This is a genomic window from Butyricicoccus faecihominis, assembly GCF_024462775.1.
Classification (GTDB): domain Bacteria; phylum Bacillota; class Clostridia; order Oscillospirales; family Butyricicoccaceae; genus Agathobaculum; species Agathobaculum faecihominis_A.
Genome location: NZ_JANGCE010000002.1, coordinates 40,870 through 67,784, shown reverse-complemented (window position 1 = coordinate 67,784; position 26,915 = coordinate 40,870). Strand labels below are relative to the sequence as shown.

25 protein-coding genes and 1 tRNA gene are annotated in these 26,915 nt (G+C 56.2%); 16 read left to right on the top strand and 10 right to left on the bottom strand.

The genetic code is table 11. The features are described from left to right. The first annotated feature begins 99 nt into the window (after positions 1-99). From ftsY to rpsU, 10 genes are all read left to right on the top strand, one after another. Positions 100-1,026, top strand: a complete 927-nt coding sequence (ftsY, locus tag NE562_RS01975) for a signal recognition particle-docking protein FtsY (protein ID WP_280960713.1) — start codon at positions 100-102, stop codon at positions 1,024-1,026. Continuing rightward, positions 1,027-1,749, top strand: coding sequence for a ribonuclease PH (gene rph, locus NE562_RS01970; protein ID WP_280960712.1), 723 nt, complete (start codon positions 1,027-1,029; stop codon positions 1,747-1,749). 127 nt (positions 1,750-1,876) lie between these two features. Continuing rightward, the gene (gene rdgB, locus NE562_RS01965; protein WP_280960711.1) at positions 1,877-2,527 is read left to right on the top strand and encodes an RdgB/HAM1 family non-canonical purine NTP pyrophosphatase; all 651 of its coding nucleotides are present in this window, start codon (positions 1,877-1,879) and stop codon (positions 2,525-2,527) included. 124 nt (positions 2,528-2,651) lie between these two features. Next, positions 2,652-2,951, top strand: coding sequence for a YhbY family RNA-binding protein (locus tag NE562_RS01960; RefSeq protein ID WP_280960710.1), 300 nt, complete (start codon positions 2,652-2,654; stop codon positions 2,949-2,951). Next, positions 2,948-3,541 carry a nicotinate (nicotinamide) nucleotide adenylyltransferase gene (gene nadD, locus NE562_RS01955; RefSeq protein ID WP_280960709.1) on the top strand — a complete coding sequence of 198 codons (594 nt, stop codon included), beginning with the start codon at positions 2,948-2,950 and terminating at the stop codon, positions 3,539-3,541. The genes NE562_RS01960 and nadD overlap by 4 nt, the downstream gene beginning before the upstream one ends. 60 nt (positions 3,542-3,601) lie before the next feature. Then, entirely contained in the window at positions 3,602-4,171 is a 570-nt protein-coding gene (yqeK, locus tag NE562_RS01950; RefSeq protein WP_280960708.1) for a bis(5'-nucleosyl)-tetraphosphatase (symmetrical) YqeK, read from the top strand. A gap of 19 nt (positions 4,172-4,190) precedes the next feature. Beyond that, positions 4,191-5,822, top strand: a complete 1,632-nt coding sequence (locus NE562_RS01945) for an LCP family protein (RefSeq protein WP_280960707.1) — start codon at positions 4,191-4,193, stop codon at positions 5,820-5,822. Between the two features lie 15 nt (positions 5,823-5,837). Continuing rightward, positions 5,838-6,209 carry a ribosome silencing factor gene (rsfS, locus tag NE562_RS01940; protein ID WP_317860855.1) on the top strand — a complete coding sequence of 124 codons (372 nt, stop codon included), beginning with the start codon at positions 5,838-5,840 and terminating at the stop codon, positions 6,207-6,209. 119 nt (positions 6,210-6,328) lie between these two features. Further along, complete coding sequence (gene leuS, locus NE562_RS01935; protein ID WP_280960705.1) at positions 6,329-8,731, top strand: leucine--tRNA ligase; 2,403 nt, start codon at positions 6,329-6,331, stop codon at positions 8,729-8,731. A 120-nt stretch (positions 8,732-8,851) separates the two neighbouring features. Then, positions 8,852-9,034 carry a 30S ribosomal protein S21 gene (gene rpsU / locus NE562_RS01930; protein WP_280960704.1) on the top strand — a complete coding sequence of 61 codons (183 nt, stop codon included), beginning with the start codon at positions 8,852-8,854 and terminating at the stop codon, positions 9,032-9,034. Positions 9,035-9,441: 407 nt separating this feature from the next. Here rpsU and NE562_RS01925 read toward each other — a convergent pair whose 3' ends face one another. The 8 genes from NE562_RS01925 to NE562_RS01890 form a co-directional block, all read right to left on the bottom strand. Continuing rightward, positions 9,442-10,974 carry an aldo/keto reductase gene (locus NE562_RS01925; protein WP_280960703.1) on the bottom strand — a complete coding sequence of 511 codons (1,533 nt, stop codon included), beginning with the start codon at positions 10,972-10,974 and terminating at the stop codon, positions 9,442-9,444. Further along, the gene (locus NE562_RS01920; RefSeq protein WP_280960702.1) at positions 10,971-11,657 is read right to left on the bottom strand and encodes a DUF4405 domain-containing protein; all 687 of its coding nucleotides are present in this window, start codon (positions 11,655-11,657) and stop codon (positions 10,971-10,973) included. Before NE562_RS01920 ends, NE562_RS01925 begins: the two co-directional genes overlap by 4 nt. Next, positions 11,658-12,245, bottom strand: coding sequence for a flavodoxin (locus NE562_RS01915; protein ID WP_280960701.1), 588 nt, complete (start codon positions 12,243-12,245; stop codon positions 11,658-11,660). 173 nt (positions 12,246-12,418) lie between these two features. Next, on the bottom strand, positions 12,419-12,649 hold the full coding sequence (locus tag NE562_RS01910; RefSeq protein WP_419195981.1) for a flavodoxin: 231 nt from the start codon (positions 12,647-12,649) through the stop codon (positions 12,419-12,421). 65 nt (positions 12,650-12,714) lie between these two features. After that, complete coding sequence (locus NE562_RS01905) at positions 12,715-13,470, bottom strand: NADPH-dependent oxidoreductase (RefSeq protein ID WP_280960700.1); 756 nt, start codon at positions 13,468-13,470, stop codon at positions 12,715-12,717. 13 nt (positions 13,471-13,483) lie between these two features. Beyond that, positions 13,484-13,960 carry a flavodoxin gene (locus NE562_RS01900; RefSeq protein WP_280960699.1) on the bottom strand — a complete coding sequence of 159 codons (477 nt, stop codon included), beginning with the start codon at positions 13,958-13,960 and terminating at the stop codon, positions 13,484-13,486. A 17-nt stretch (positions 13,961-13,977) separates the two neighbouring features. Beyond that, a complete protein-coding gene (locus tag NE562_RS01895) occupies positions 13,978-15,156 on the bottom strand; it encodes an iron-containing alcohol dehydrogenase (protein ID WP_280960698.1) in 1,179 nt (392 codons plus the stop codon). Continuing rightward, positions 15,157-15,399, bottom strand: coding sequence for a hypothetical protein (locus NE562_RS01890; RefSeq protein WP_280960697.1), 243 nt, complete (start codon positions 15,397-15,399; stop codon positions 15,157-15,159). A gap of 125 nt (positions 15,400-15,524) precedes the next feature. Here NE562_RS01890 and NE562_RS01885 point away from each other — a divergent pair, with 125 nt between their 5' ends. Then, positions 15,525-16,418: a LysR family transcriptional regulator gene (locus NE562_RS01885; protein WP_280960696.1), complete on the top strand. Its 894-nt coding sequence runs from the start codon at positions 15,525-15,527 to the stop codon at positions 16,416-16,418. 226 nt (positions 16,419-16,644) lie between these two features. On the opposite strand, the gene NE562_RS01880 is transcribed toward NE562_RS01885, so the two are convergent. Continuing rightward, positions 16,645-16,720: transfer RNA gene (locus tag NE562_RS01880), tRNA-Pro, on the bottom strand. A gap of 279 nt (positions 16,721-16,999) precedes the next feature. Between NE562_RS01880 and NE562_RS01875 the strand changes: the two genes are divergently transcribed. Continuing rightward, entirely contained in the window at positions 17,000-20,590 is a 3,591-nt protein-coding gene (locus NE562_RS01875; protein ID WP_280960695.1) for a response regulator, read from the top strand. A 251-nt stretch (positions 20,591-20,841) separates the two neighbouring features. Here NE562_RS01875 and NE562_RS01870 read toward each other — a convergent pair whose 3' ends face one another. Further along, positions 20,842-21,687 (bottom strand): AraC family transcriptional regulator, encoded by an 846-nt coding sequence (locus tag NE562_RS01870; RefSeq protein WP_280960694.1) that lies wholly within the window; start codon positions 21,685-21,687, stop codon positions 20,842-20,844. Between the two features lie 417 nt (positions 21,688-22,104). On the opposite strand from NE562_RS01870, the gene NE562_RS01865 reads away from it, so the two are divergent. From NE562_RS01865 to iolD, 4 genes are read left to right on the top strand one after another with little or no spacing between them, the layout of a single operon-like run. Beyond that, positions 22,105-23,121 (top strand): Gfo/Idh/MocA family oxidoreductase, encoded by a 1,017-nt coding sequence (locus NE562_RS01865; protein ID WP_280960693.1) that lies wholly within the window; start codon positions 22,105-22,107, stop codon positions 23,119-23,121. A 3-nt stretch (positions 23,122-23,124) separates the two neighbouring features. Continuing rightward, positions 23,125-24,138 (top strand): 5-dehydro-2-deoxygluconokinase, encoded by a 1,014-nt coding sequence (gene iolC / locus NE562_RS01860; protein WP_280960692.1) that lies wholly within the window; start codon positions 23,125-23,127, stop codon positions 24,136-24,138. 16 nt (positions 24,139-24,154) lie between these two features. Next, complete coding sequence (locus NE562_RS01855) at positions 24,155-25,030, top strand: class II fructose-bisphosphate aldolase (RefSeq protein ID WP_280960691.1); 876 nt, start codon at positions 24,155-24,157, stop codon at positions 25,028-25,030. Between the two features lie 19 nt (positions 25,031-25,049). Next, positions 25,050-26,912, top strand: coding sequence for a 3D-(3,5/4)-trihydroxycyclohexane-1,2-dione acylhydrolase (decyclizing) (gene iolD / locus NE562_RS01850; protein ID WP_280960690.1), 1,863 nt, complete (start codon positions 25,050-25,052; stop codon positions 26,910-26,912). Positions 26,913-26,915 lie beyond the last annotated feature (3 nt).

The window sequence follows — 26,915 nt, the reverse complement described above, 5'->3', positions numbered from 1 at the left end:
GATTTGGATCGCCGCCCTTGGCGGCCACCGCAATTCCTAATTCCTAATTCCTAATTCCTAATTCCTAATTCTAAAACCTAATTCCTAATTAATTAAAGAATGGGTTTATTCGATAAGATCAAAAAGGGACTCGCCAAAACGAGCGACGCGGTCACGCGGTCGCTGGATCAGGTGTTTGCGGGCTTTGTCACGATCGACGACGATCTGCTGGAAGAACTGGAGGAGGCGCTGATTCTGTCCGACGTGGGCGCTGTCTCCGCCGCGAAAATCGTCGCGGAGGTGGAGCAGCGCGCCAAGCGTCAGAATGTGACCACCTCGCTGGAGCTGCGCTACGTTTTAAAGGACACGCTCACCGATATGATGCTGCCTAATCAGCCACTCGATACGACGGGCAAGCCCGCCGTGATCCTAGTCATCGGCGTCAACGGCGTCGGCAAAACGACCAGCATCGGTAAGCTTGCCGCGCGCTATGTCGCGGAAGGCAAAAAGGTCATGCTGTCCGCCGCGGATACGTTCCGTGCGGCTGCTGCGGATCAGCTTGAGATCTGGGCGGGGCGCGCGGGCGCGGATATCGTCCGCCACGGGGCGGGCGCGGATCCCGCCGCCGTTGTGTTCGATTCGATCGCGGCGGCCAAGGCGCGAGAAAGCGATGTTATCATCGTCGATACCGCGGGCCGTCTGCACAACAAAGCCAATCTGATGAACGAGCTGGCCAAGATCGACCGCGTTATCTCCCGCGAACTGCCGACCGCCTCGCGCGAGACGCTGCTTGTGCTGGATGCGACGACAGGCCAGAACGCCGTGCATCAGGCGGAGGAATTCAACAAGGTCGCGAAGCTGTCCGGCATCGTGCTGACCAAGCTGGACGGTACGGCCAAGGGCGGTATCGTGGTGGCGATCTCGGCGGGTCTTGGCGTGCCGGTCAAGTTGGTCGGCGTGGGCGAAGGACTGGACGATCTGGTCGATTTCGACCGTTCGGCCTTTTTGGAAGCCATTCTGCCGCCGCTTGAAGGAGGAATATCATAAATGACACGTCCCGATGGAAGAACGCCGGGCGCCCTGCGACCGGTCAAAATAACGCCTCACTACACCATGCACGCCGAGGGTTCGGTGCTGATCGAAATGGGTAACACCAAGGTGATCTGCACGGCGAGCGTGGAGGATAACGTGCCGCCCTTTCTCACGGGCAAGGGCCTTGGCTGGGTGACGGCGGAATACGCCATGCTGCCCCGCGCCACAAACACGCGCAAAAAACGCGATATCAAGAGCTTGAAGCTGGACGGACGCTCGTCTGAAATTCAGCGCCTGATCGGCCGGAGCCTGCGCGCGGTGGTCGATCGCGCCGCGCTGGGTGAGCGCCAGATCACGGTGGACTGCGATGTGATCCAAGCGGACGGCGGCACGCGCTGCGCTTCGATCACCGGCGGCTTTGTCGCGCTGTGGTTGGCTTGCCAAAAGCTGCTGGAGGACGGCGTGATCGAAAAAATGCCGCTCACCGCTTCTGTTTCCGCCGTTTCGGTTGGTATTTTTGAAAACGAGGCCGTGATGGACTTGAATTACGCCGAGGATTCGCACGCCATCGTGGATTGTAACGTGGTGATGACCTCCAAGGGGGAGTTTATCGAGGTGCAGGGCACGGGCGAGGGCCGCCCGTTCACCGATGCGGAGCTAAAAAAGCTGCTCGCGCTTGCAAAACGCGGCTGCGCTAGGCTGTGCAAGGTGCAGCAAAAACACTTGGTAAAGAGGTAGGAGTTAGGAAGTAGGAAGTAGGAGTTTGCGGTATCGCGCAAAGCGCGATAATTGAATAAGCCGCCTACGGCGGCCACCACAATTCCTAATTCCTAACTACTAATTCCTACTTCTCATGGAGGTTCGCATGAAGTTTATACTGGCTTCCCATAACAAAAACAAACTGCGCGAAATGGACGCTATTTTGCAAGAGCTTGGCATCGAGGTCAGCGCGCTGCCCGAAGGCGCGCCCGAGCCCGTGGAGGATGGCGACACCTTTGAGGAAAACGCGCTGATCAAAGCGCGCGCCGCGTGCGCGCTCACCGGCCTACCCGCGCTGGCTGACGATTCCGGGCTTTGTGTGGACGTGCTTAACGGCGCGCCCGGCGTCTATTCGGCGCGGTACGGCTCGGCGGAATATTTCGAGTACGCGGAAAAGCATGGGCTTTCGGTCGGTCTGGAACCGCTGCCTCCCCATGCAAACGATAAGGAGCGCACGCTCCGGTTGCTGCGCAACCTCGCCGCCGTGCCGGACGGTAAACGACAGGCGCGCTTTGTCTCGGCAATCGCCTGCGTCTGGCCGGACGGCCGGGAGCTGACCGTTCGCGGCGAATGTGAGGGCGAGATCGCCCGCCGTCTGGCGGGGGAGAACGGCTTCGGCTACGATCCGGTATTCTTTGTGCCGGATTATGACTGCACCTTCGGCGAACTGCCGGCAGAAGTGAAAAACCAAATCTCCCACAGAGCGAGAGCGCTGCAAAAACTAAAAGAAAAACTAAATGAAATCGTTAGGAGTTAGGAAGTAGGAGTTAGGAGTTTGCGGTATCGCGCAAAGCGCGATAAATCAAATAAGCCGCCCTTGGCGGCCACCACAATTCCTAATTCCTAACTACTAATTCCTAATTGATTAAGAGGAGAGCATTATGCTAACAACCAAGCAACGCGCGCAGCTGCGCGCGATGGCAAATACATTGCCCGATACGCTGATCATCGGCAAGGAGGGCGTGACCGACGCGGTCGAGCGCGAGCTCGACGTGCTGCTGGAAAGCCACGAACTCGTCAAGGGTAAGGTGCTGGAAAGCGCCATGCTCACACCGCGCACGGTATCCGAAGCGCTGTGTCAGGCTTGCCGCGCCAATCCGGTGCAGGTGATCGGCTCGAAATTTGTAATCTATCGTCCCGCGTCGGATAAGGACAAGCGGAAGATCGTCCTCGTCAAATGAGAACGGGCGTTTTGGGCGGCACCTTTAATCCGCCGCATTTGGGCCATTTAAACGCCGCGAAAAGCGCCAAGACCGCGCTTGGGCTGGAACGCGTGCTGTTTATCCCGACCAATATACCGCCGCATAAGGAACTGCCGGAGGACACCGCTTCGGCAGCCGACCGTTGCAAGATGGTGCGCCTGATGATCGAAGGGGAAAGCTGGGCCGAGCTCTGCGATATCGAGATCCGGCGCGGCGGCGCCAGCTATACCGTGGATACGCTGCGCTCGCTGCACGATCGTGGCGAGAGCGACCTGTTTTTGATCATCGGCACCGATATGCTTTTATCGTTCGATCGCGTTTGGCGCGCGCCGGATGAGATCGCGCATCTGGCCACGCTGGCCGTCTGTGCCCGTGAAGCGGATGACTGGAACAACCTGCGGGAAAAAGCGAAGGGCCTTCAAAGCAGCCTCGGCGCGCGCATCGAGCTGGTGCGCGGCGACGTACTCACCATTTCTTCGACCGAACTGCGGTGCGGCGGCGATCTGCGCCGCTATACCACGAACGCGGTCGCCGATTACATCGAGCGAAAACACCTTTACGGTTTTTAATATTTTTATTCGATGAAAAGACAGAAAGGCGGGTCAAAAGTTATGTTGTGCAATGACGAAATGAGAAAAGGAATACTCGCGCGTCTCCATGGGTACCGCTATGAGCATACGCTCGGCTGCGAGCGCGCTGCGATCTACCTAGCCGAACTTTATGGGGGAGACGTGGAAAAAGCGGCTTTCTCAGCAATCCTGCACGACATAACAAAGCATCTTTCTAAAGAAGAACAGTTGAATTTAAGTAAGAAATACGGTATAATACCCTGTAACGCTGAATTCTCCGAGCCAAAAATGCTGCACGGAAAAACGGCCGCCGCCATCGCAAAGGATGAGTACGGCGCGCCGCAGGATGTGTGCGACGCGATTGCCTGCCATACCACCGGCAAGGCGGGAATGACTGTGCTCGATAAGATACTCTATTTGGCGGATTATATCGAGGATACGCGCGACTTTCCCGGTGTGAAAAATGCGCGCGAACTCGCAAAAGAAGACATCGACCGCGCGCTACTGTATTGCTTCGACCAAACGTTGATCGAGCTGGTGACGCGGGCCAAGCTGATCCACGGCGATACGATCGCCGCGTACAACGACTTGATCGCGCAGGGCGTCCGCTGGAGGGACGCGCAGGACTGAAACTGGAGGCAGGAAATCTTTGAAACTGTTTGGAGGCGGCGGCGGCCGCAAGAAAACGACAGGGAGCGGCTCGCCAAAGTCAGCTCCAAAAGCGGCCACTGGCACACATAAGACGGCGCCGAAGCCACAGGGCAAGGGCGGAAAGCCGGCAAAAGCCGGAAAAGGCGGCAAAGTAAAAACGCCGCTAACGAAAAATCAAAAGCGCAAACGCATCATCATCGCGGCGGTCATCGTGGCGGTGCTATGCGTGGGTCTTGCAACCGCGGCGTGGATCTTTATCCGCCCGCCGGAAATCAAGAACGATCCCACCATCCATGATACCGAAAACGGAGACAAGGTGGATGTCAACGAGCTTTTAAACGCCGGCACGCGCGTGGACGATCTGTTTACCTTCGTCGTATGCGCGGTGGACGAGGATGAAACGCGAACGGACGCCATCATGGTCGCGCGCATGGATACCAAGAAAAAGACCATCAATATCATGAATATCCCGCGCGATACCATGTGCAACAACGGCTATTCGGGCGCGTCCCGTAAGATTAACGCGGCATACGGCATCAAGACCGGCGGCAAGGGCGGCAATATCGAGCAGACCAAGAAGGAAGTCGAACGTCTGCTTGGCTTTAAACCGGATAAGTATGTTGTCGTCAACTTTGACGGTATCGCCGCGATCGTGGACGCGATCGGCGGCGTGGATTACGAGGTGCCGTTCCGTATGCAGTACGACGATCCCTCGCAGGATCTGCACATCGACCTGTACGCCGGTATGCAGCACCTCAACGGCAAGCAGACGGTCGAGTTCCTGCGCTGGCGGCACTCGAACGACTATTCGATGCAGTATGAAACGGGCGATCAGGGCCGTGTGGAAAACCAGCAGAAGTTCCTGAAAAAGATCGCGAGCGATTTGTTCCAGATGAAGAACATCCTCAAGATCAAGGACATTTCGGACGCGATCTTCAATAACGTCAAAACCGACTTCACCGCCGGTCAGATCCTATGGATGGGCATGCAGGCGATGAATATCAAAAACGAGAATATCCAGTTCTTTACCCTGCCGGGCTATGGGCAAATGAGCACGGCGGGCAGCGACCCGGTCGCGTATTCATTCTATTTCCCGTATTATCAGCAAACGCTCGATCTGGTCAACCAGTATATGAATCCCTTTGCCGAGCCGATCACCACGCTGGACATGGTGGACGGACCGGAAAGCTATTCGGGCGGCGGACATGTAAGCACAGACCCGGGCGACGATTACGTTTGGCCTGATTCCGGCTCCGGCTCGGGCAGCGACAGCAACGAGGGCGGCTCCGGTTCCGGCGCGATCGATCCTGAGCAAGGCGACAGTAACGGATCGGGCGACGGCACGGGAACAGGCACAACGCCCGGCACGCCCACTACGCCGGGAACCTCTGACGGAGAACCCGGCGGCAGCACGGGCGGCGAGACCGGCGGCGGAGAATCCGGCGGCGGCACGGGCGGCGAGACCGGCGGTGGAGAAACCGGCGGCGGCACGGGCGGCGAGACCGGCGGCGGAGAATCCGGCGGCGGCACAGGTGGCGAGACCGGCGGCGGGGAATCCGGCGGCGGCAGCACGGGCGGTGAGACCGGCGGCGGGGAATCCGGCGGCGGTTCGATCGACCCGGAAGCATAAAACAATAAGTAAGGAGTGCATGAATTGACTGCACAGCAAACAGTAAAGGCGATCTGCGAAGCGCTTTTAGAAAAGAAGGGCAACGATGTCGAGGTGCTGCATGTAGAGCACCTGACCGAGCTGACCGAATATTTCGTCATCTGCTCGGCCTCCTCGAGCACGCAGGTCAAGGCGCTGGCGGACAACGTTGAATGGCGCCTAAAATATGACCATGAGACCCTGCCGCACCACATCGAGGGCTATGAATCCGCCCAGTGGATGCTGCTCGATTACGGCAGCGTACTGGTTCATGTGTTCATGCCCGAAGCGCGCAAATTCTATAATCTTGAGAATTTGTGGAAGGACGGCACGCCCGTCTCGCTGGGATCACTCGGTATTACCGAGTGATCCCAGAAAATTAGTAATTAGTAATTAGAAATGAGTCATTCAAAAGCGGTAACGCGGACGAGCTCATATCATTACTAACTACTAATTTCTAATTACTAATTCATTTGGGGGAAATACCGTTGAAGTACGATCATAAACAAGTGGAAAAGAAGTGGCAGGACATCTGGGACGATGCGCACTGCTTCGAGGCGTCCAACAACTCTGATAAGGAGAAGTTCTACGCCCTCGTCGAGTTCCCGTATCCGTCCGGTCAGGGCCTGCACGTCGGCCATCCGCGTTCCTATACCGCGCTCGATATTGTGGCGCGCAAAAAGCGCATGCAGGGCTACAACGTGCTCTATCCGATGGGCTGGGACGCTTTCGGTCTGCCGACGGAGAACTACGCGATTAAAAACCATGTCCATCCGGCTGAAGTCACAAAGCAGAACATCGCGCGCTTCAAGAGCCAGCTGAAAAGCCTTGGCCTGTCGTTCGACTGGTCGCGCGAGGTCAATACGACCGATCCTGCCTACTATAAGTGGACGCAGTGGATCTTTCAGCAGCTCTTTAAAAAGGGGCTGGCCTATAAGAAGGAAATGAACGTGAACTGGTGCACCTCGTGCAAGTGCGTGCTGGCCAACGAAGAGGTGGTGGGCGGCACGTGCGAGCGCTGCGGCAGCGAAGTTGTGCATAAAAATAAGAGCCAGTGGATGCTGAAGATCACCGAGTACGCCCAGCGGCTGCTCGACGATCTGGACGAGGTCGATTATATCGAACGCGTCAAGACCCAGCAGCGCAACTGGATCGGCCGCTCCACCGGCGCGGAAGTCGATTTTACCACCACCGAGGGAGACAAGCTCACTGTTTATACCACCCGCCCGGATACGCTGTTCGGCGCAACCTACATGGTTATTTCGCCCGAGCATCCGGCGGTCGAGACTTGGGCGGACAAGCTGAAAAATATCGAGGCGATCCGCGTCTACCGTGAGGAAGCCGCGCGCAAGTCGGATTTTGAACGCACTGAGCTGAACAAGGAAAAGACCGGCGTCCGTTTGGACGGCGTGGCCGCGATCAACCCTGTCAACGGCGAGCAGATTCCGATCTTTGTGTCTGACTATGTGTTGATGGGCTACGGCACGGGCGCGATCATGGCGGTGCCCGCGCATGACGACCGCGACTGGGATTTTGCCAAGGCGTTCGACCTGCCCATTATCGAGGTGATTGCCGGCGGCAATGTGCAGGAAGCCGCGTTCACCGACGTGGAGACCGGCACGCTCGTCAACTCCGATTTCTTAAACGGCCTGTCCGTTGCGGAAGCGAAGCAGAAGATCATCGCCTTCCTGACTGAAAAGGGCCTTGGCCACGAAAAGGTTAATTTTAAGCTGCGCGACTGGGTATTCTCCCGTCAGCGCTATTGGGGCGAGCCCATTCCGCTCGTCTATTGCGAAAAGTGCGGCTGGGTGCCGGTGCCGGAGGATCAGCTGCCGCTGACGCTGCCGAACGTCGACTCCTACGAGCCCACCGAAAACGGCGAAAGCCCGCTTGCCAAGATGACGGATTGGGTGAACACGGTTTGCCCGCACTGCGGCGCGCCCGCCAAGCGCGAGACCGATACCATGCCCCAGTGGGCCGGTTCGAGTTGGTATTTCCTGCGCTATATGGACCCGCACAATGAGAACGCTCTCGCTTCCAAGGAAGCGCTCGAGTATTGGTCTCCGGTCGATTGGTACAACGGCGGCATGGAGCACACCACGCTTCACCTGCTGTATTCGCGCTTCTGGCATAAGTTCCTGTACGACATCGGCGTTGTGCCGACAAAGGAGCCGTATGCCAAGCGCACCAGCCACGGCATGATCTTAGGCGAGAACGGCGAAAAAATGTCCAAGTCCCGCGGCAACGTGGTCAACCCGGATGAGATCGTCGATGTATACGGCGCGGATACCATGCGCCTGTATGAAATGTTTATCGGTGATTTTGAGAAGGCCGCGCCGTGGAGCCCCAAATCCATCAAGGGCTGCCGCCGTTTCTTAGAGCGCGTTTGGGCGCTTGCCGAAAAGGTACAGCCGGGCGACAGCTATTCCGCGCAGCATGAGGTGCTGATGCACCGCACGATCAAGAAGGTCGGGGAGGATATTGAAAACCTCAAGGCCAACACGGCGATCGCGGCGCTGATGAGCATGCTCAATGAGTTTGCGGATAAAGGCGTCAACATGGCGGAGTACAAAACGTTTCTGGCGCTCCTGAACCCCTTTGCGCCTCATATCACCGAGGAGCTGTGGCGGCAGATCGGCGGCGAGGGCTTACTCTCGGTCGCTTCGTGGCCGCAGTATGAGGACGCCAAGACCGTCGAGGACAGCGTGGAGATGGCCGTGCAGATCAATGGCAAGCTCAAGGCCACTGTTAAACTGCCGGTCGATTCCGACAAGCAGGCGGCCATCGACGCGGCTCTTGCCGAGGAGAAGGTACAGCGCGCGATCGAGGGCAAGGAAGTCGTCAAGCAGATCGTTGTGCCGAATAAGATCGTCAATCTTGTAGTCCGTTGATTTATGGGTTGACAGGAAGGCCAAAAAAAGATATAATATTCTTACGGTTCTATGCGCGGCATGTGCGCGCATGTCCGTGCAAAGCGTCTCCAAAGGGAACGCGCGGAGGGAGGGAAAACTGTGTCGGAAGTCCGCATCAAGGAAAATGAATCTATTGACAGCGCGCTGCGCCGTTTTAAGCGCTCGTGCGCTAAGGCGGGTACGCTTTCCGAGCTCCGCAAGCGTGAGCATTATGAAAGCCCGAGCGTCAAGCGCCGCAAGAAGTCTGAGGCTGCGCGCGCCAAGAAGAAAAAGTTTCGCTAATTAAAAAAAGCAGGTGCATGGTGCACCTGCTTTTTTCATGTCTATCCCGTTTTCTTCTCGTCAGAGCCCCTCGTAGCGGATCGCGGGCGAAAGCGAAGAAACACCCCGCCCGGCTAAGAAGCCTCGCCGCAGACGGGGATTCGTGCCATCAGGGGTGTTTCTGAGCTGCTGCAACTGTAGGGACTTGAACCAACGAAATTCCCTCTATTTCCCCTGTTTTCTTGTCGAAATGTGGCATATTTTTGCGCTGATAAGGTGAGAATCCATGCAAAAGCCAGTGTTTAAGCCATTTATTTATAATCAGGCAAAAATGATATTTGCTATTTTGTCACCACACGGATTATTTTTCACAAATAAATCTCAGAATGAACTGGGGCTTGTCAGGAATGGAATAGAGAATCATTTCATCAATACCAATCATGCTTTTCGCCTCGATTCAGGGCGTTGATCCTTGCCATCTCCCCATCTGTCAGCTCGAAATCATAAAGCTCCGTGTTCTCCTGAATATGGTCGGGATTGCTGGAGCCGGGGATGACCACTACACCCTTTTGGAGATTCCAGCGCAGAATGACCTGAGCTGCGGATTTATTGTGGTCTGCGGCAATCTCATTTATGACCTCATTCCCCAGCAACTCCGCCGTATGTCCGCGGCCACCAAAGGGATACCAGCCCTGTACTACGATGCGCAAGCTCTGGATATAGGGGATCACGTCGTTTTCCTGATAGTAGGGGTGTATCTCGTTTTGCACCAGAGCCGGGGGAATCGTTACCTGAGGCAGGAATTCCTCCAGCTCCTCAACATACCAGTTGGACAGTCCGATGGAGCGGACCTTACCCGCTGCCACAGCCCTTTCCATCGCGCTGTACGCCTCCACGTCGTTTGCGCCTGGATGGTGGAGCAGCATCAGGTCGATATATCCGATATCCAGTTTCTGAAGCGCCTCGTCGATTGCGTCCTCCGCGCCCGCAAACTGGTTGGGATAGAGCTTGGTGATGACGAAAATCTCCTCTCGGGGGATGCCGGAATCCCGCACCGCCTGTCCTACCTCTGCCTCGTTGCCGTAGATATGGGCGGTGTCGATGAGCCGCACGCCACGCTCCAGCGCCGCAGTGACGGAGGCGACACAGGTCTCGCCGGTCAGGGAGTAGGTCCCCAGTCCGTTGATGGGCATTTCATAGCCACTGTTCAGTGTGACGGTCTTGCTATCAAAGTCGAACGCAATTCCTCCGTCAGGTGGAAGCGTGATTTCGGGAGACGGTGTCGCTGTCGGCGCACCGCTGTTAGAAAGATTCAGCCAACGATGTAACATAACACATACCTCCGCGCGCGTAATGGTTTCTTTGGGTGCAAAGCGGTTTCCCTCCCGCCCGGCAGCGATCCTCTGGGCCCAGGCCCAGTTTGCCGCCGAACGCGCCCAGACTGAGAGGTCGCCGGTATCCGTAAAGGCCGCCGTCGCCCCAGACTCGGGGGAATTTGCATATCGCCACAGGGTGGTCACGGTCTGCTCCCGATTGACGGCGTCGTTGGTCCCAAACAGACCGTTCCCATAGCCGGAGACAACTCCTGCCTCCGCCGCCCAGGTAACGGCGTCCGCATACCAAGCCCCGGCCTGTGTATCCGAAAATCCAGGGGCGGTGGAAACGGCGGGGCTTCCGGCCAGCCGGTACAGTACGGCGGCCAGCATGGAGCGGGTCATGGAACGGTCGGGAGAAAACGAGTCGGCGGTCGTACCGCCAATCAGCCCTCGTTCCTGACAATACAGGACGGCCTGCGCGTACCAGGCGTCGGCGGGGACGTCCGTAAAGGCCGGTGCCACCGTTTCTACGGTTGTAGCACCGCCATCTGATTCCGCAGGAGGGGCGGACGCGGAGGCACAGGCGGCCGTTTGCAACAGCAGGACCGCCAGCAGACCAATAGACAGCAATTTTTTTAATTTCATGCGAGCGCCTTCCTTTCTTGGGATTGGGTCCTCACCGAAAGACGAATCGCCGTTTTTGCGGCAATGTGTCCAATAACGGTCAGCAAGGCCAAGATTGCCGCATAGTCCAGTAAGAACCATGGGAGGGGTTCTGAAAAGTCAAAGAATACATACTGGGTTTTCAAAAATAAATATTCGGTCAGATCGCGGCGCGCAAACGCATAAACGCCGTATGCAGACATCAGCCACACAGCCGCCCGGCAGGCCGGTGGGAGCGGCTTTGCCGCAGCGCCCCTCCACCTGTTGAAGATGACCGGCCAGTGCAGGCCCAAGTGAAACCCCATCAGGAGAAAGCCCCAGTAAGCGCACAGCATATGCGTTGTTCTCATGGCGGAGATCGCCCGCCCGGTCAGCACCATTGTAAAAATGTGTTTGGACTGGACGATCCCGCTCATCATTGAGCCAAGCATGGAAAGGAAAAGAAGCAATACCGCCGCCGTCTGTAAAATGCGGTACGGGCCGTACCGTCCCCGGAGAATTACTCCGCTCCATCTGACATTTAGGATGTGATGGAGGCCGAGCAGCAGGAACATTCCCAAGCCCAGCCATTCATGGGCCGCCTCTCCAATCAGGTTATAGGCCATCAGCAGCGGAAGAAGCACCGTCAGCAGCACGTCTATGACGGCCTTTCGAGACATTTTCATTTAGCCCGCATAGCCCATACCGTTCAGCCAGATAAGTATTTCCGGCTCCGCGTCCTGCACAACGGCCCGAGTGATGGAAAGCCCGTCCGTAATTACAGTCGCATCTGGCTGAAGCTCTTGGATGGTACCGATGGTGCCGGAGAACCCGCTGGCCCCGGAGGTGACAAAGGGGATAATGGTCTTTCCCGCAAGGTCATACTGCTCCAAAAAGCTGTAAAGGATCATCGGCAGATCGCCATACCAATTCGGGTAGCCCAGAAAAATGGTATCGTACTGTTCCATATCCTCCACCTGAGCGGAAGGTTCCGGGCGGGCGTTTTGGCGTTTTTCTTCAGTGGCAACCTTCTCCAGCTCGGCGTGATCCATGGGATAGGCCGTCACCGGCTCAATACGGAAGAGGTTTGCCTCGGTGTTCTCCTGAATGACATAGGCAACATATTGGGTGTTGCCCAGCACCTCGCCGTCAATGACTACGGTGCTGTTTTCCTCCTCGGCGTTCATATTCTCCGCACTGTCCGTCTCCGGCACGGAGAAATAAGCCACTAGAGCCTTGCCGTCGGGAGCCGATGTGACATTACCGGGCTCCATGCTCTCGGGAGTCGTGCTCGGGGTGGGTGCAGAGGATTGGGGAGGAGCGCTCTGGTTGGAGACACCGCCCTGTCCCCCGCCACACGCCGTCAGGCCGAGTATCAACGCAGCGCTCAGGAGCAGGGCTGATAATTGCTTTTTCATCGTGATCATCCTTTCTTGTCTGTGTGTGGTCAGTTTAGATAACCCAGCTCTTTCAGCCAAGCCGCAACGCCCGCCGGAGCCTCCTCCATCCGGTTTCTGGTGATGGAATACCCGTTTTCAACCACATTTGCACCCGGCTGAAGCTCCTGCATGGTGCCGATGGTGCCGGAGAACCCGCTGGCGCCGGAGGTGATAAAAGGTACAATGGTCTTGCCGGAGAGGTCATACTGCTCCAAAAAGCTGTATAAAATCATGGGCATATCCCCATACCAAATGGGATTGCCAATAAAAATGGTATCATAGCAATACTCCTTTGTTCTATTTCTTATAACTGTTCACTGTGGAAAAAGCCCTGCCGCCGCAACAGTTCCGGGACCTCCGGGTAATGGTCATAGGGCGGGCGGTAGAAGTCGGCGGCCAACTGTGTCCAAGTCCCCACGCGGCTGTTCTGAGGACGTTCCATCAAATAAGCGGCGTAGGCTTCATCGTACTGTGCCAAAAGAGGTGCAAGCGACTGATTGTAGCGTTCCTCAAAGCAGACCGCCTCTTTGGGTAGACGAAACTTCTGGCCGGGCCACTCCGCCGGATAGCCCACACAAAGCCCTAACAGGGGAAGCACATACTTGGGTAGTCCCAGCTCCGTGACCGCATCCAGAGCGTGCAGCCGGATGTCCCCGATAGGTACAGTGCCCAGTCCAAAGGATTCCGCAGCCGCCACGGCGGTGCCCAGAGCAATGCCCACCTCGTGGGCCCCAACGAGGACATTGTCGATCTGTCCCACCACCTCGTCAAAGGGCTGGCCTTTGGCTCGGCAGGCGAGCCAGGTGCGGTAGTAGTCCGCGCAGAATATCAAAAAGACCGGGGCCTGGGCGATGTGCTGCTGGTCTCCGCAGAGCGCGGCAAATTTCTTCCGGCGCGACTGGTCCTTCACTACAATCACGGAGACGTGTTGGAGATTGACCCAGTTAGGGGCGATCTGTACAGCCCCTATGATTTGGTCTAAAACCTCATCCTCTACCGCCTTCTCCGTATACGCCCGGACGGAACGGTGGGCAAGCAGGGATTTGATTACCTCATTCACGGAAAGTCCCCCTTTACATCAGGCCATTTTTCTTCAGCCAGTCAGCAATTTTTGCCTTGGCTCCAGCGCCGCCGTCCTCGTAGAGGTTCAGACCGTCCAGCAGCTTGGCGTCCTTGCACAGCGTCTTGATGTCGGTGGGGATATGCCCCAGACCGCCGCCCCCGTTGGTGCAGAACAGGGCGATGTGCTTGCCCGCAAAGTCGTTTTCCGCCAGAAACGAGGCCACCGGGGGCGCCACGGTGTTAAACCAGTTGGGGGTCCCCAGCAGGACGGCGTCATAGCCGGACAGGTCGGGCGCCTGCTCCGCCAGAGGCGGGCGGTAGCCGTCGCGGGTCTCCTTGCGGCCCTGCCGCTCGGCGGTATCGTAGTCCTGAGAATAGGGTGCGGCGGGACGAATCTCAAACAGGTCCCCGCCTGTCAGTCCCTGAATTTGCCGGGCGATCCCCTTGGTATTCCCGGTGTAGGAAAAGTATGCAATCAGTGTGTTCATAGAAAGTTCCTCCTTAATCAGCGGTAAGATTTTTCAAAAATGCCCGCGCAGTCCTTGTCGGTCAGCTCACAGGGGTTGGCGGCGAACAGCCCCCCCTGCATGGAGCGAGCACCCGCAGCCAGCGTCAGAAATTCGTCCGGGGTGAAGCCGTAGTCGCTCATTTTCAGGTCCGCCACGCCGCAGTCCTCCTGAAGCTGCATCAGGGCGGTGATAAAATTCTCCGGCTTGTCGGCATTTTCAAGACCCATGGCCCGCGCCATCTTGATGAACTGGCCGTCACAGACGTGGCGCTCGATGAAGAACCGGGCGAACTCTACGGAAATCATGATGAGGCCCGCGCCGTGGGGTAGATTGTGGTGGTACGCGCTCATGGAGTGCTCCATAGAGTGCTGGGCGGTGGTAGAGGTGAGCTGCATGGTCATACCTGCGATGGTGCTGCCGTAGGCGACCCGCTCCCGGGCTTCCAGATTGCCGCCGTCCCGGACGGCCCGGGGCAGGTATTTGGCAATGCTCTCAATGGCGGAGAGAGCCAAAGTTTCGCTAAGGAGATTGAGGCCGTTGGACATCATAACCTCGGTGTTGTGGAACAGGGCGTCAAAACCCTGGTAGGCGGTGTACTTTGGAGGCACGGTGCGCATCAGCTCCGGGTCCACGATGGCGAGGACAGGCACAAGAGAGGGGTGTCCTCCGAAGCCGATTTTCTCTTTGGTGTCCGGGTTGGAGATGACGCCGTAGTAGTTGATCTCCGAGCCGGTGCCGGCGGTCAGGGTCACGGTGACGATGGGCAGGCCGGGATTCTGGAGGGACTGGCCCTTGCCGGTTCCGCCCTGCACATAGTCCCACAGGTCGCCGGGGTTGGTCGCCATGGCGGAGACCGCCACGGAGGCGTCCAGCACCGCGCCGCCGCCCAGGGCCAGGATAAAGTCGCAGCCGTTCTCGCGGGCAAAGGCCGCACCCTCCATGACGGCGCTCTTGAGGGGGTTCTCCATGATTTTGGGGAACTCGGCCCATGTAACGCCCGCCGACTGGAGCTGGGCCGTCACCTTGTCGTAGGCGCCGCTCAACTTGGCGGATTTGCCGTTGGACATCAGCAGAAGCGCCTTTTTGCCGGGGAGCTCCTGCTTGCCGAGCCGGGAGATCGCGCCGCTGCCGAAAAGCAGGTGGGTGGGGTTGTTGAAGTCAAAGTGGATCATCATTCATTCCTCCATAGATTGTTCTTTTTTCAGTTTGTAAACGAGGTAGTCCAGACAGTCGATCTGCTTTTCCCTCTGGTGGACCGTGTCCAGCAGAGTTCGCCTGTGGCGTGAGAGGATGCGCAGCACCTCCGCTGTCCTTTCTTCCCCGGCCAATGCGGCGCACCGCTGGACCATCTCCTGGTCACAACCCGCGTCCATCAGGTTTTGACGCAGGATGCTCTGGGTATCCGACGCTTCTGGCACGGCTTCACCTCCCTTTGTCTCAATTATACGGTCCCTTTTCTGATATAGCAAATACCCATTTTCTATATTGTGTTATTCTTGAATCAAATAACATCTCCTGGTATACTGTCCTTGGAGGTGTTATCATGGAAATTCGGGTTTTGCGGTATTTTCTGGAGGTGGCCCGTGAGGGGAGCGTGACCCACGCGGCACAGCGGCTTCACATTTCCCAGCCCACGCTGTCCAAGCAGCTCAAGGACTTGGAGGGCGAGCTGGGGAAAAAGCTGTTTGTCCGCAGCAGTTTCAGCGTCCGCCTCACCGAGGAGGGGATGCTGCTGCGCAAGCGGGCGGAGGACATCTTGGACATGGTGGATAAGACCGAGGAGGAATTCAAGGCCCTGGGGGAGCTGACCGGCGGAGATATTCGGGTGGGCTGCGCCGAGTCCGACGACATCAAGCACCTGGCCCGCTGCGTCAAGGCCATGCAGGAGCAATACCCCCGCATCCGCCTGCATTTGTACAGCGGCAACACGGAGGACCTGTCGGAGCGGCTGGACCGGGGGCTGCTGGACTTCGCGGTGATCGCCCAGACGGTGGATTTGTCAAAATACAATTACCTGGAGATGCCGTCCTCTGATACCTGGGGAGTGGTCATGCGAAAGGACAGTCCCCTTGCCCAAAAGGAGGCTGTCCAAATCGAAGATCTATTACATTTACCGCTCATCTGTTCCCGTCAGGGGATCACGGAGGACTTCCCCAAGTGGTTCGGGGAAAGGGTGGACTCCCTGAACATCGTGGCCACCTTCAATTTGGCCTATAACGCGGGTATATTAGCGCGGGAGGGCTTGGGCTATGTCCTCACCTTCGGCAAGCTCATCAACGTTGGTGTTGACAGTGAATTGTGCTTCCGTCCGCTGACGCCCGCCCTTGAAACAAAAATGTATGTCGTCTGGAAAAAGTACCAAGTGTTTACCAGGGCAGCCGAGGTGTTTCTAGCTCAATTACAGCGGAGTTTGCTTTTGGCTACAAATAGCATATAGCTCCAGAAAAAGCACAAGGGCGGTTCCTGCCGGAGCCGCCCTTGTGCTTTATTCCGTTGTACATCCGCCTTATTCTCCCGATAGCCGGGGGTTCGACTCCTGCCGGAGTGACCTTTGGGTGGTCTGATATCTAAGAATAAAGGCCTTCAACTTTTCTTAGCTGAGGGCCCCACAAGGCTTGAAAACACTGGCTTTACGGGCCATAATCTTTTTTGCCTTGTACTTTTGGTCCGAGTGACAGGATTCGAACCTGCGGCATCCTGCTCCCAAAGCAGGCGCGCTACCAACTGCGCTACACCCGGATGTCCATGCTGTTTTGCACAAAATTTGCATTTCATGCGATAGAGCAATACTAATTTATTATAAAAGGCATTGGCTGGTTTGTCAATGCCTTTTATACAGCTTTTGCTAGGCATTCCCGCTAAAACCGTACAATAAAATCTCTAGGCCATATCTCTGCGAGATTGCATAGTAGACCGTTTTGAGATACCGTGCTATAATAAAAAGGACTATAATTTACCTGCGGCCTGCTTGATGCGGAATGGTCAGATATAGAACCGCCATGGGAAGGAAAAAAGAGAATGATGACACGAATCAGGGGAGTCAAGGATATTGTATGCGATTTTTGTAAAGCATGGTTTGAACAGCGCGATGCAGATGCGGCAATGGCACTTTTATCTGACGGGGTGACTTTCGTCGGCACGGGGAGGAATGAATTTGCCCGAGGCAAAGCGGCGATGGACGAGTACATTCGGCAGGACATTGCAGAAATGCCGGAACCGTTTGCATGCGAGCTGTCCGTGATAAATGAGCAGCGATTGACCGCAGACGTCGGCGGGATTTCCATGGAAATCGTGCTGCAAAATTCACAGTATACTTGGCATCTGCGCGGATTTTTCACCCTGCTCGGGGCGGAGGACGGAACGTGGAAAATCATCAGCTTTCATGTGGCCGAGCCGGGAAGCAGCCAGCGAGGGAGCGAGCACTACCCCCAAACGCTGGTGATCCAAAACATTGCCCAGCAAAGGCAGGAGCTGCTAAACGATTCGCTGCCCGGCGGTATGATGGGCGGATACATAGAAACGGGTTTTCCCTTTTATTTTATCAACCGGCAAATGCTCAGCTACCTCGGCTATGAAAGCGAACAAGAATTTGTGACCGATATCGGCGGATTGGTTTCAAACTGCATGCATCCGGACGACCGTGTCTTGGTCGACGAACAGGTGGCCGCCCAGCTTGCAGAATCGGAGAGCTATGTCGTTGAATATCGAATGAAGAAAAAGGACGGCTCGTATATTTGGGTGCACGATCTGGGGCGCAGGATGACGGCTGAGGACGGCAGACCGGCGATCTCCTCGGTCTGCATCGATATCACGGCGCAGCGGCAGGCGCAGGACGAGGTCCTGCGGCTTTACAACAACATCCCCGGCGCTGTTTTCCGCTGCCGGTTCGACGCGGACTTTTCTGTGATCGACGCGAACGACGGCTTATTTGAGTTTATGGGCTATACCCGGGAAGAATTTGCGGCTATGGGCAACCGGATGGCCGCCGTGATCTATCCGGAGGATCTGGCGGTCATGACGGACAAGCTGCTCGCGCAGCTCGAACATAGTAATACCATACGCAATGAAAACCGCCTGATCTGCAAGGACGGCGTGATAAAATGGATCGCGATAAAGGCGCAGCTCGTTTCCGAGCAGGCGGATGCAAAATATTTTTACTGCGTATTCGTCGATATCACAGAGGAAAAACAGATGCAGGAGCGAGTGCGGGAGCTCTATGAAAAGGAACTGGCTTATTTCGTAGAAGCTTCCTCCGCGGAGGGCAGCAATCAAGGGCGCGTCAATGTCACCAAGAACCGGGTAGAGAACTATGTTTCCATTTCCGATGTATCGATCGCGCAGATTGGGGATACCTATGACCAAACGATAGAAAATTTGGCGGCTTCCGCCCTCGAAGCGCAGGTGGGGCAGGAGATATTGCAGAATTTATGCCGCGACAAGATTTTGGCCGATTATGCCGTCGGAAAAATAGAGTATCATTTTGATTTTCTGCAAAAGCAAAATGACGGCAGCGTGTTTTGGAGCAACACAAGCTTTCGCTCTTGCCGGAACCCCGAAACCGGCGATATCATCATTTTCTTTTATACGTTGGACGTTACCGAGCAGAAGCTGCAAGAGCAGCTGCTCAATAAAATCGCACAGTTCGATTATGACATCATCACCGAGATCGATTTGCTGAAAGGCGAATACCGTCTGGTCGCCCATGATGATAACTGGAGCAAGAGCATCCCGTTTCAGGGCGGCTTTCAAAAAGAAGCCCGCCTGATCGCGGAACGCAGCATGGGAGCTGCCGCCCATGAAGAGTTTTTACGCAAAGTAGACTTTACCTACATGCGTAAGCAACTTGCCGAGACCGATTCCTATACCTTTGTGTTGGAGGTGCAGGAAGAGCGCGGTCCACGGGTCAAGAAGTTTCAGGTGTTTTACGTCAATCAGGAGCTGCACCGTGTTTGTATGACGCGGGCCGATGTGACCGATATCGTCTTGCAGGAACAGCGGCAGAAGGAGGAGCTGGCCTCGGCTTTGGTGGCGGCAGAGCAGGCAAACGCCGCTAAAAGCGACTTTTTATCCCGCATGAGCCACGAGATCCGTACCCCCATGAACGCGATCATCGGCATGAGCACCATTGCTGCGCAGTCCATCGGGGATGATGAACAGGTGGCGGATTGCATCTCGAAAATCGGGATCTCTTCGCGGTTCCTTTTGTCTCTGATCAATGATATTTTGGATATGAGCCGGATCGAAAGCGGCAAAATGCTGCTGAAAAACGAGAAAATCCCCACAGAGGATTTTTTAAACGGCATCAATTCCATCTGCTATTCACAGGCGGATACAAAGGGCGTGGATTATGAATGCATCGTAGACGCGGTGCTTGACGACTACTATATCGGCGACGCCATGAAGCTGCAGCAGGTGCTCATCAATATCCTGTCCAATGCGATCAAGTTCACCGGTGAAGGCGGCAAAGTGACGTTCTCCGCCGCCCTGCGCAGAAAGAATAAAAACGACGCCACCATTCGCTTTATTGTAAACGATACGGGCGTCGGCATGAGCGAAGAGTTTCTCCCGCATATTTTTGAACCGTTTTCGCAGGAATCCACGGGTACGACCGCGCTTTATGGCGGCACAGGTCTGGGGCTTGCGATCTCCAAGAACATCGTGGATATGATGGACGGCAAAATCACCGTGCGCTCGATCCGGGGCATCGGCACGGAATTTACGGTGGATGTAAAGCTTGGTATCACGGAGGAAGAAAAGCTGCGCCATCACCAGAAACTTCAGGATTGCAATTTCGCGCACCTGAAAACGTTGGTTGTGGACGATGATGTTGCGGTATGCGAAAGCGCCATCGTCACCCTGCGTGAAATGGGCGTTAAGGCGGAATGGGTGGACAGCGGCCGCAAGGCTGTCGACCGGGTCACGGAGCTCAGAAGCGCGGAACAGTATTACGATATGATCCTGATCGACTGGAAGATGCCGGAGATGGACGGTATCGAGACCGCCCGCCGGATTCGCGCCATTGTCGGGCCCGAGGTCACCATCATCATCATGACCGCCTATGACTGGATCTCGATTGAGCACGAGGCTAAGCTGGCGGGCGTCAACCTGCTGATGAGCAAGCCAATGTTCAAATCCTCCTTGGTTTCGGCATTTACCAAGGCGCTGGGTCACAAGGAAGCGCTGTCGCAGCCGGAACAAAACGTGGATTTTGATTTTACGGGAAAGCGCTTGCTTTTGGCCGAGGACAACGCCATTAATACCGAGGTAGCCGTGATGCTGCTGGAGGATAAGGGCTTTCAGGTCGACACGGCGGAAAACGGTCTGCGGGCGCTGGAAATGTTCAGTAAATCTCCGGAGGGCTATTACAGCGCGATCCTAATGGATATCCGCATGCCCTTAATGGATGGACTGACGGCTACCACCAACATCCGCCACCTCAGCAACGCGGATGCGGAAAGCATCCCGATCATTGCCATGACCGCGAATGCGTTCGACGATGATATCGAAAAAAGCAAGGCGGCGGGAATGAACGCGCATCTGGCAAAGCCGATCGATCCGAAACGCCTCTATCAAACCCTATACGACTTCATGAACCCGGAACAAGATTAAATATATACAATCGCCTAAACAGCGCCATCCGCATATGCGGATGGCGCTGTTTGAACTGTCGAAAAATATTTTGACAGTCTGTCGCAAGAGAAGCCGGTTTGTTAAAAAAGTGAGATACATGATCAATGTCATTTAGTGAAGGGAAACGCATAGGAAAAAACAAGGGATTCACCGAGATCGTAGGGCGCGATTCCTTTTTATATGCGCCGCGGCGCGAAGAGGACTTTTTGATATGTAGGAAGAGGAAGCGGCTAATTATTCGCAGCAGGGGCCTTTTCGTGGCGGTACTTGCGGTATTCGCTAGGGCTCATGCCGACATATTTGACAAAAAGCTTACTGAAGTGGCTGGTATCGGCAAAACCTGTCCGCCCGGCGATATCGGTAATGCTGATACGGGTGCTCATCAGCAACGACTGCGCCTCGCCGATACGCCGTCGGATGACGTATTGAATCAGCGAATAGTTCAGATATTTTTTAAATAAATGCGACAGATGATAGGGGCTGATATAAAACAACGCGCTGAGCTGGGCCAAGGAAAGCTCCTCGGCGTAATGCTCATCGATATAGGCCTTAATCTGCCGCATGAGCGGCTCGTCTTTCTGTGGGTTTTGGCGCGGCCAGAAGGAGATCATTTGCAGCACGTTTTCCAGTAGACAAGTCAACAGGTGACGGCAAAGCAGGCGGTCGGTCTCGGAAAAGCCGTGAATATGCGCGCAGATCAGCTGTGTCAGCTTGACGATTTCACCGAACTGCGCGGGATGATGGAACAGCGAGGGCGAATCGGGCGCGATCAGGCAATTTTGAGGCAGCTCGGGAAGGTGCAGATCGGTCAGGCCGATACAGGCGGTAACGTAGGGTTCGCGGTCGCACGGGATTTGATCGTGGATCGAACCGGCGTTGCAAATGATAATATCGCCGCTTTCGATCAGATAGCGTTCATCCTCCACACAGTAGATGCCGTGTCCGGATACGATCAGCAAGATCTCGAGGATACGGCCGTGCTTATGCATACAGTGGATGTGATTCGCGGCCGTGGTGTTATCGACATACAACAACTGTGGTAGCGTAAGATCTTTGCGCCAAACCATTGTCTCCATAAAACGACCTCCTTGAATCGCACAGAAACCGATATTTTTATGACACTTTGATGATATCAAATTTCAAAGCGCTAAAACAAGATATAAAACGCAATAAAATGATAATTAAAAATTGTTGAGTATGCTATATTTGTTGATGATTTGAGCGAGGACGCAAAACAGTAAAACCACAGCAGATTGCAGACAAATGGAACGGGGCGTCAGTCGACGAACCGTTTTTTTCTATCTGCAAGGGAAAATGCGCGGGGAAATGCGCAATAAAATACAAAGGCGGCCAAAATTAAATTAAAATTCCGTGAAAACAGAGCAGGATTTTCCTTTCGCTAAGCTGGCGGTTTCGCTATAATCATACCTAAGAAAAGTAAAGAAACGATAGAGAAACGCAGAACTTAGCAAATAGAGAAAAGGTGATGACAAATGAAAAAGGTAAAAGTTGGCATCGTCGGCCTTGGGCGGCTGGGCATGCGCCACGCAAACAACCTGATGTTCCAGATTCCGAACGCGGCGCTTGTCGCCGCGTGCAGCGTACGGCCCGAAGAGGCGGCGTTTGTAAAAGATAACTGGGGCGTCCCGTCCGTGTACACCGATTTTGATCAGTTCCTGACCAATATGGAAATGGAAGCGGTTGTGATCGTGTCCCCCTCGGGGCAGCATTGCGAGCAGATCGGTAAGGCGATGGCGCGCGGTCTGCACGTATTTTCGGAAAAACCGCTGGGCGTGGATGTGCCGCAGTGCAAGCAAGCGGAGCAAGCGGTCGAGGCACACCCGGAGCTAGTGTTCCAGTTGGGGTTCATGCGCCGGTTCGACCCCTCTTACGCGGCGGCCAAGCAAATGATCCGCGAAGGCAAGATCGGCAAGCCGTTTTTAGTCAAGTGTACCAGTCTGGACCCGGATTCGCGCATCGACAGCTTTTTGCCATTCGCGCCAACGAGCGGCGGTATCTTCCGCGACCTGACCGTGCACGACATTGACTTGGCGCGCTGGCTGCTGGAAAGCGATGTAAAAAAGATCACGGCGGCAGGCGGCTGCTATAAATATCAGGAGCTTGCCGACTGCGGCGATGTAGACAACGCCGTGGCGCTGATGGAGTTTAAAAACGGCACGGTCGCCCTGTTTGATTCGGGCCGTATCGCGCCGCACGGTTCGCATGTGGAGACCGAGATACAGGGCACCGAGGGCATCCTGCGCATTGCGGTGGTGCCGGAGAAAAACCGCGTGCTCATCTACGACCATACCGGCGCGGTGCAGCAATGCACCGAGGATTTTCTGGAACGCTGGCGCGAGGCGTTCCTCAATGAAATGATCGAGTTTATCAACTGTGTCAGCGAAGGACGAAAGCCTGAAGTAACGGTTTACGACGGCACCAAATGCACCGAAGCGACCTATGCCGCGACCGAGGCGCTGCGCGCAGGAAAAACGGTGGAGCTGAAATAAGGAGTGGAACTGCAAATGGATTTGCATTTTGAAAAGAACCGGCCCTTTGATGTGATCGCGCTTGGCCGTGTCGGTATCGACATGTATGCGAACGACGTGAACTGCCCGATGGAGGAAATCCGTAGCTTTTCGCCGCATATCGGCGGCTCGCCCGCCAATATCGCGATCGGCACGGCGCGGCTGGGGCTGAAAACCGGATTTATCGGCAAGATCGCGCCCGACGGCTTCGGGCGGTTCATCATCTCGCGTTTTCAGCAGGCCGGTATCGACACGCGCGGCATCGTGTACGACAAAACGGGTGCGAACACCCAGATCGCGGTGTCCGAAATCCTGAGTCCGGAAAAGGCGAACATCATCTTCTACCGCGACCGCGTGGCCGATCTGAATTTAGAGCCAAACGATGTCAGCGAAAGCTACATCGCACAGGCGAAAATCTTGATGATATCAGGTACGGCGCTTGCGGGCAGCCCGTCGCGGGAGGCGGTGTTTGTCGCCATCGAATATGCGATCAAGCACAATGTGCGGATCATGATGGATATCGACTACCGCCCCTTTACATGGAAAAGCCGTGAGGAGACGGCTGTTTACTACAATCTTGCTTGCGAAAAATGCGAGATTCTGCTCGGCACGCGCGAGGAGTTCAACATGATCGAGGGCATCGTCTGTCCCGGTAACCGGGACGATCAGCGTACGGCCGATCGCCTGTTCCGGGAAAAAGCCAAGGTGATCGTCGTCAAGCACGGAAAGGCCGGCTCGGTAGGCTTTCAGGCGGACGGCGCGCGGTACCCGGGCTGTATTTATCCGGCGCGGGTGATCAATACCTTCGGCGCGGGCGATTCCTACGCCGCTTCCTTCATCAGCGGGCTGCTGGACGGCTGCCGCGTGGACGAGTGCATGAAACGCGGCGCGGCGGCATCCTCTATCGTTATTTCGCGCAACGACTGCTCGGATTCCATGCCCACCCGCGCCGAGCGGGAGGAATATATGGCGGCCCATGAGGCCGTGCAAGGAGAATAAAGGAGGCTATGAAACCATGCTTACTCTGCCGAAAAATAAATTTCAACCGTTTTTCACCGATCTGATGACAAAGGCTGTACAGCAAAATCATATTTTTGCCGGGTTTAATGTGTTTTCGCTGGACGACGCATACGAGATCGTGAAGGCGGCGGAAAAAATAGGCGCGCCCGTCATGCTGATGGTGAACAAACTGGCCGTCGACCTGTTTCCGATCGACATGTGGGCCGATGCGCTCAATATGCTGACCCGGCATGCTTCGGTACCCGTTTGCGGACATCTGGACCATACGACCGATCTTACCGTGTTGGAACGCGCCTGCAAAGCGGGTTTTGATTCGGTCATGTTCGACGGCTCCCAGCTGCCGCTTGAGGAAAATATCCGTCAGACCCGGCAGGTGGTCGAGCTGGCGCACGGACTGGGCGTCGCGGTCGAAGCCGAGATCGGCGCGGTCGGCTACTCGGACGGCGCGGGCGGCGCGGCGTATCACGCCGCAAAGACCGATCCCGCGGAAGCGGGCCGCTTTGCGCGCGAGACCGGCGTGGATTGGCTGGCGGTATCCATCGGCAATGTGCACCGTATGGAAACGCAGGACGCGGTGATCAATTTTGACCTGCTGCATGAGATCGAGCGCGAGACCGAGGTTCCGCTCGTGCTGCACGGTTCGACCGGCATCAAGGACGGGGACATGCAAAAGCTGCTGCCAACGCACGTGGCCAAAGTCAATATCGGCACCGCGCTGCGTATGGCGTTCGGCAACACGCTGCGGCAGGAGTTTGAAAAGGACGCGGCCGCGTTCGACCGTTCCAAACTGTTCCGGCTGCCTTTGCAGCGTATCCGGGAAGAGGCGGAAAAGAAAATGACCATGCTCGGCTGCGCGGGTATCATCAAGTAACGGAAAGGACGGCAATCCTATGAAGACGATTCGTATGACGGTTGGGCAAGCGCTGGTGCGCTTTCTCGATCAGCAATATATCGAACGCGACGGCAAGGAAAACAAGTTTGTTACCGGCGTGATCGGCATTTTTGGCCACGGCAATGTGTTAGGCTTTGGCGAGGCGCTGGCGCATTATGACAATCCGGATTTTGCCTTTATCGGCGGTAAAAACGAACAGGATATGGCGCACATCGCGACCGGTTACGCCAAGCAAATGGGCCGCATGAGGATCTACGCCTGTACCTCGTCGATCGGCCCCGGCGCGGCCAACATGGTGACCGCCGCCGCGACCGCCACGGTAAACCGCATTCCCGCGCTGTATTTCCCTTCGGATGTGTACGCCACCCGTCAGCCCGATCCGGTTTTACAGCAGGTGGAGAACGCTTCCAATTATACGGTGACCACGAACGACGCCTTTCGGGCGGTGTGCAAATACTGGGACCGCGTCGACCGGCCCGAACAGCTGATGACCGCGTGCCTCAACGCGTTCCGTGTGCTGACCGATCCGGCCGAGACGGGCGCGTGCTGCATTTCGCTGCCGCAGGATGTGCAGGGAGAGGCCTATGATTTTCCGGACTACTTCTTTGGCAAGCGGGTTTGGACGGTGGACCGCCGGCCGGTCACCGAGGAACAGCTGCAAAAGCTGGCGGCGCGCCTTGCTTCCAGCAGGCGGCCGGTCGTCATCTGCGGCGGCGGTGTTGGATACGCAGGCGCGGCTGCCGAACTGATGGACTTCTGCGAGACCTTCCGCGTGCCCATGGTTGAAACGGCGGCGGGCAAGGGACTGATCCCGTGGGAGAAACCCTATAACATGGGCGGCGGCGGTACGACGGGCAACGCCGCGGCAAACCGTATGCTGCAAGGGGCCGATCTGGTGCTGTCGATCGGCGCGCGCCTGAACGATTTTATCACTTGCTCCAAGGGCGGCTTCCGGGAAGACGCGACGCTGATTTCGATCAATTTGAACCGCTTTGATTCCTTTAAGATGGACGGCGTTTCCGTGCAGGCGGATGCGAAAAAAGCGCTTTCGCAGCTTACAGAAGCGCTGCGAAACGGTAACTGGCGCTCCGCCTATACGGATGAGTATGAAAAGGAAAAGGCGGCGTGGCTCGATGAGGTCGCGGCGCAAGAACGGCGAAAGGACCCGAACGGCCTGCGCATGACCGAGGTATTGCAGCAGCTCAACCGTGGGGTGGAGGAAGACGCGATCATCGTCGCCGCGTCGGGCAGTCTGCCGGGCGAGCTGCAAAAAGCTTGGCGCGTTCATAAGCCGGGCACTTATCATCTGGAATACGGCTATTCGTGCATGGGCTATGAGATCTCGGGCGCGCTGGGCGCGAAGATCGCCGCGCCGGACCAGTCAGTCTACGCGCTTCTGGGCGACGGTGTGTTCTTCATGGCGCATTCGGATATTCATACCAGCTTGCAGGAGCACAAAAAGCTGATTATCATCGTTTTCGATAACATGGGCCATCAATGCATCCACGAGCTGCAAACCTCAAACGGCGTTTGCTCGTTTGGAACGGATTTCCGGTATCGCAACGACCGGCCCAAGGGCTGGATCGAGGACAAGGTGCCGGTCGATTTTGCGATGATCGCACGGGGCTACGGCGCAAAGGGCTATACCGCCCGCACGCTGGAGGAATTTCAAACAGCGCTGCAAAACGCGCAGCGGGAAGAGATCACGACCCTGATCGACGTTAAAACCGAGCCGTTCTCATGGTTGCCGCGGTATGAAAGCTGGTGGCGCGTCGGTCTGGCCGAGGTATCGGAGCACGAGAGCGTGCGCGAGGCGCGCCAAGAGATCGACGAGCACTTGAAGCTGGTTCGCCAGTATTAAAGC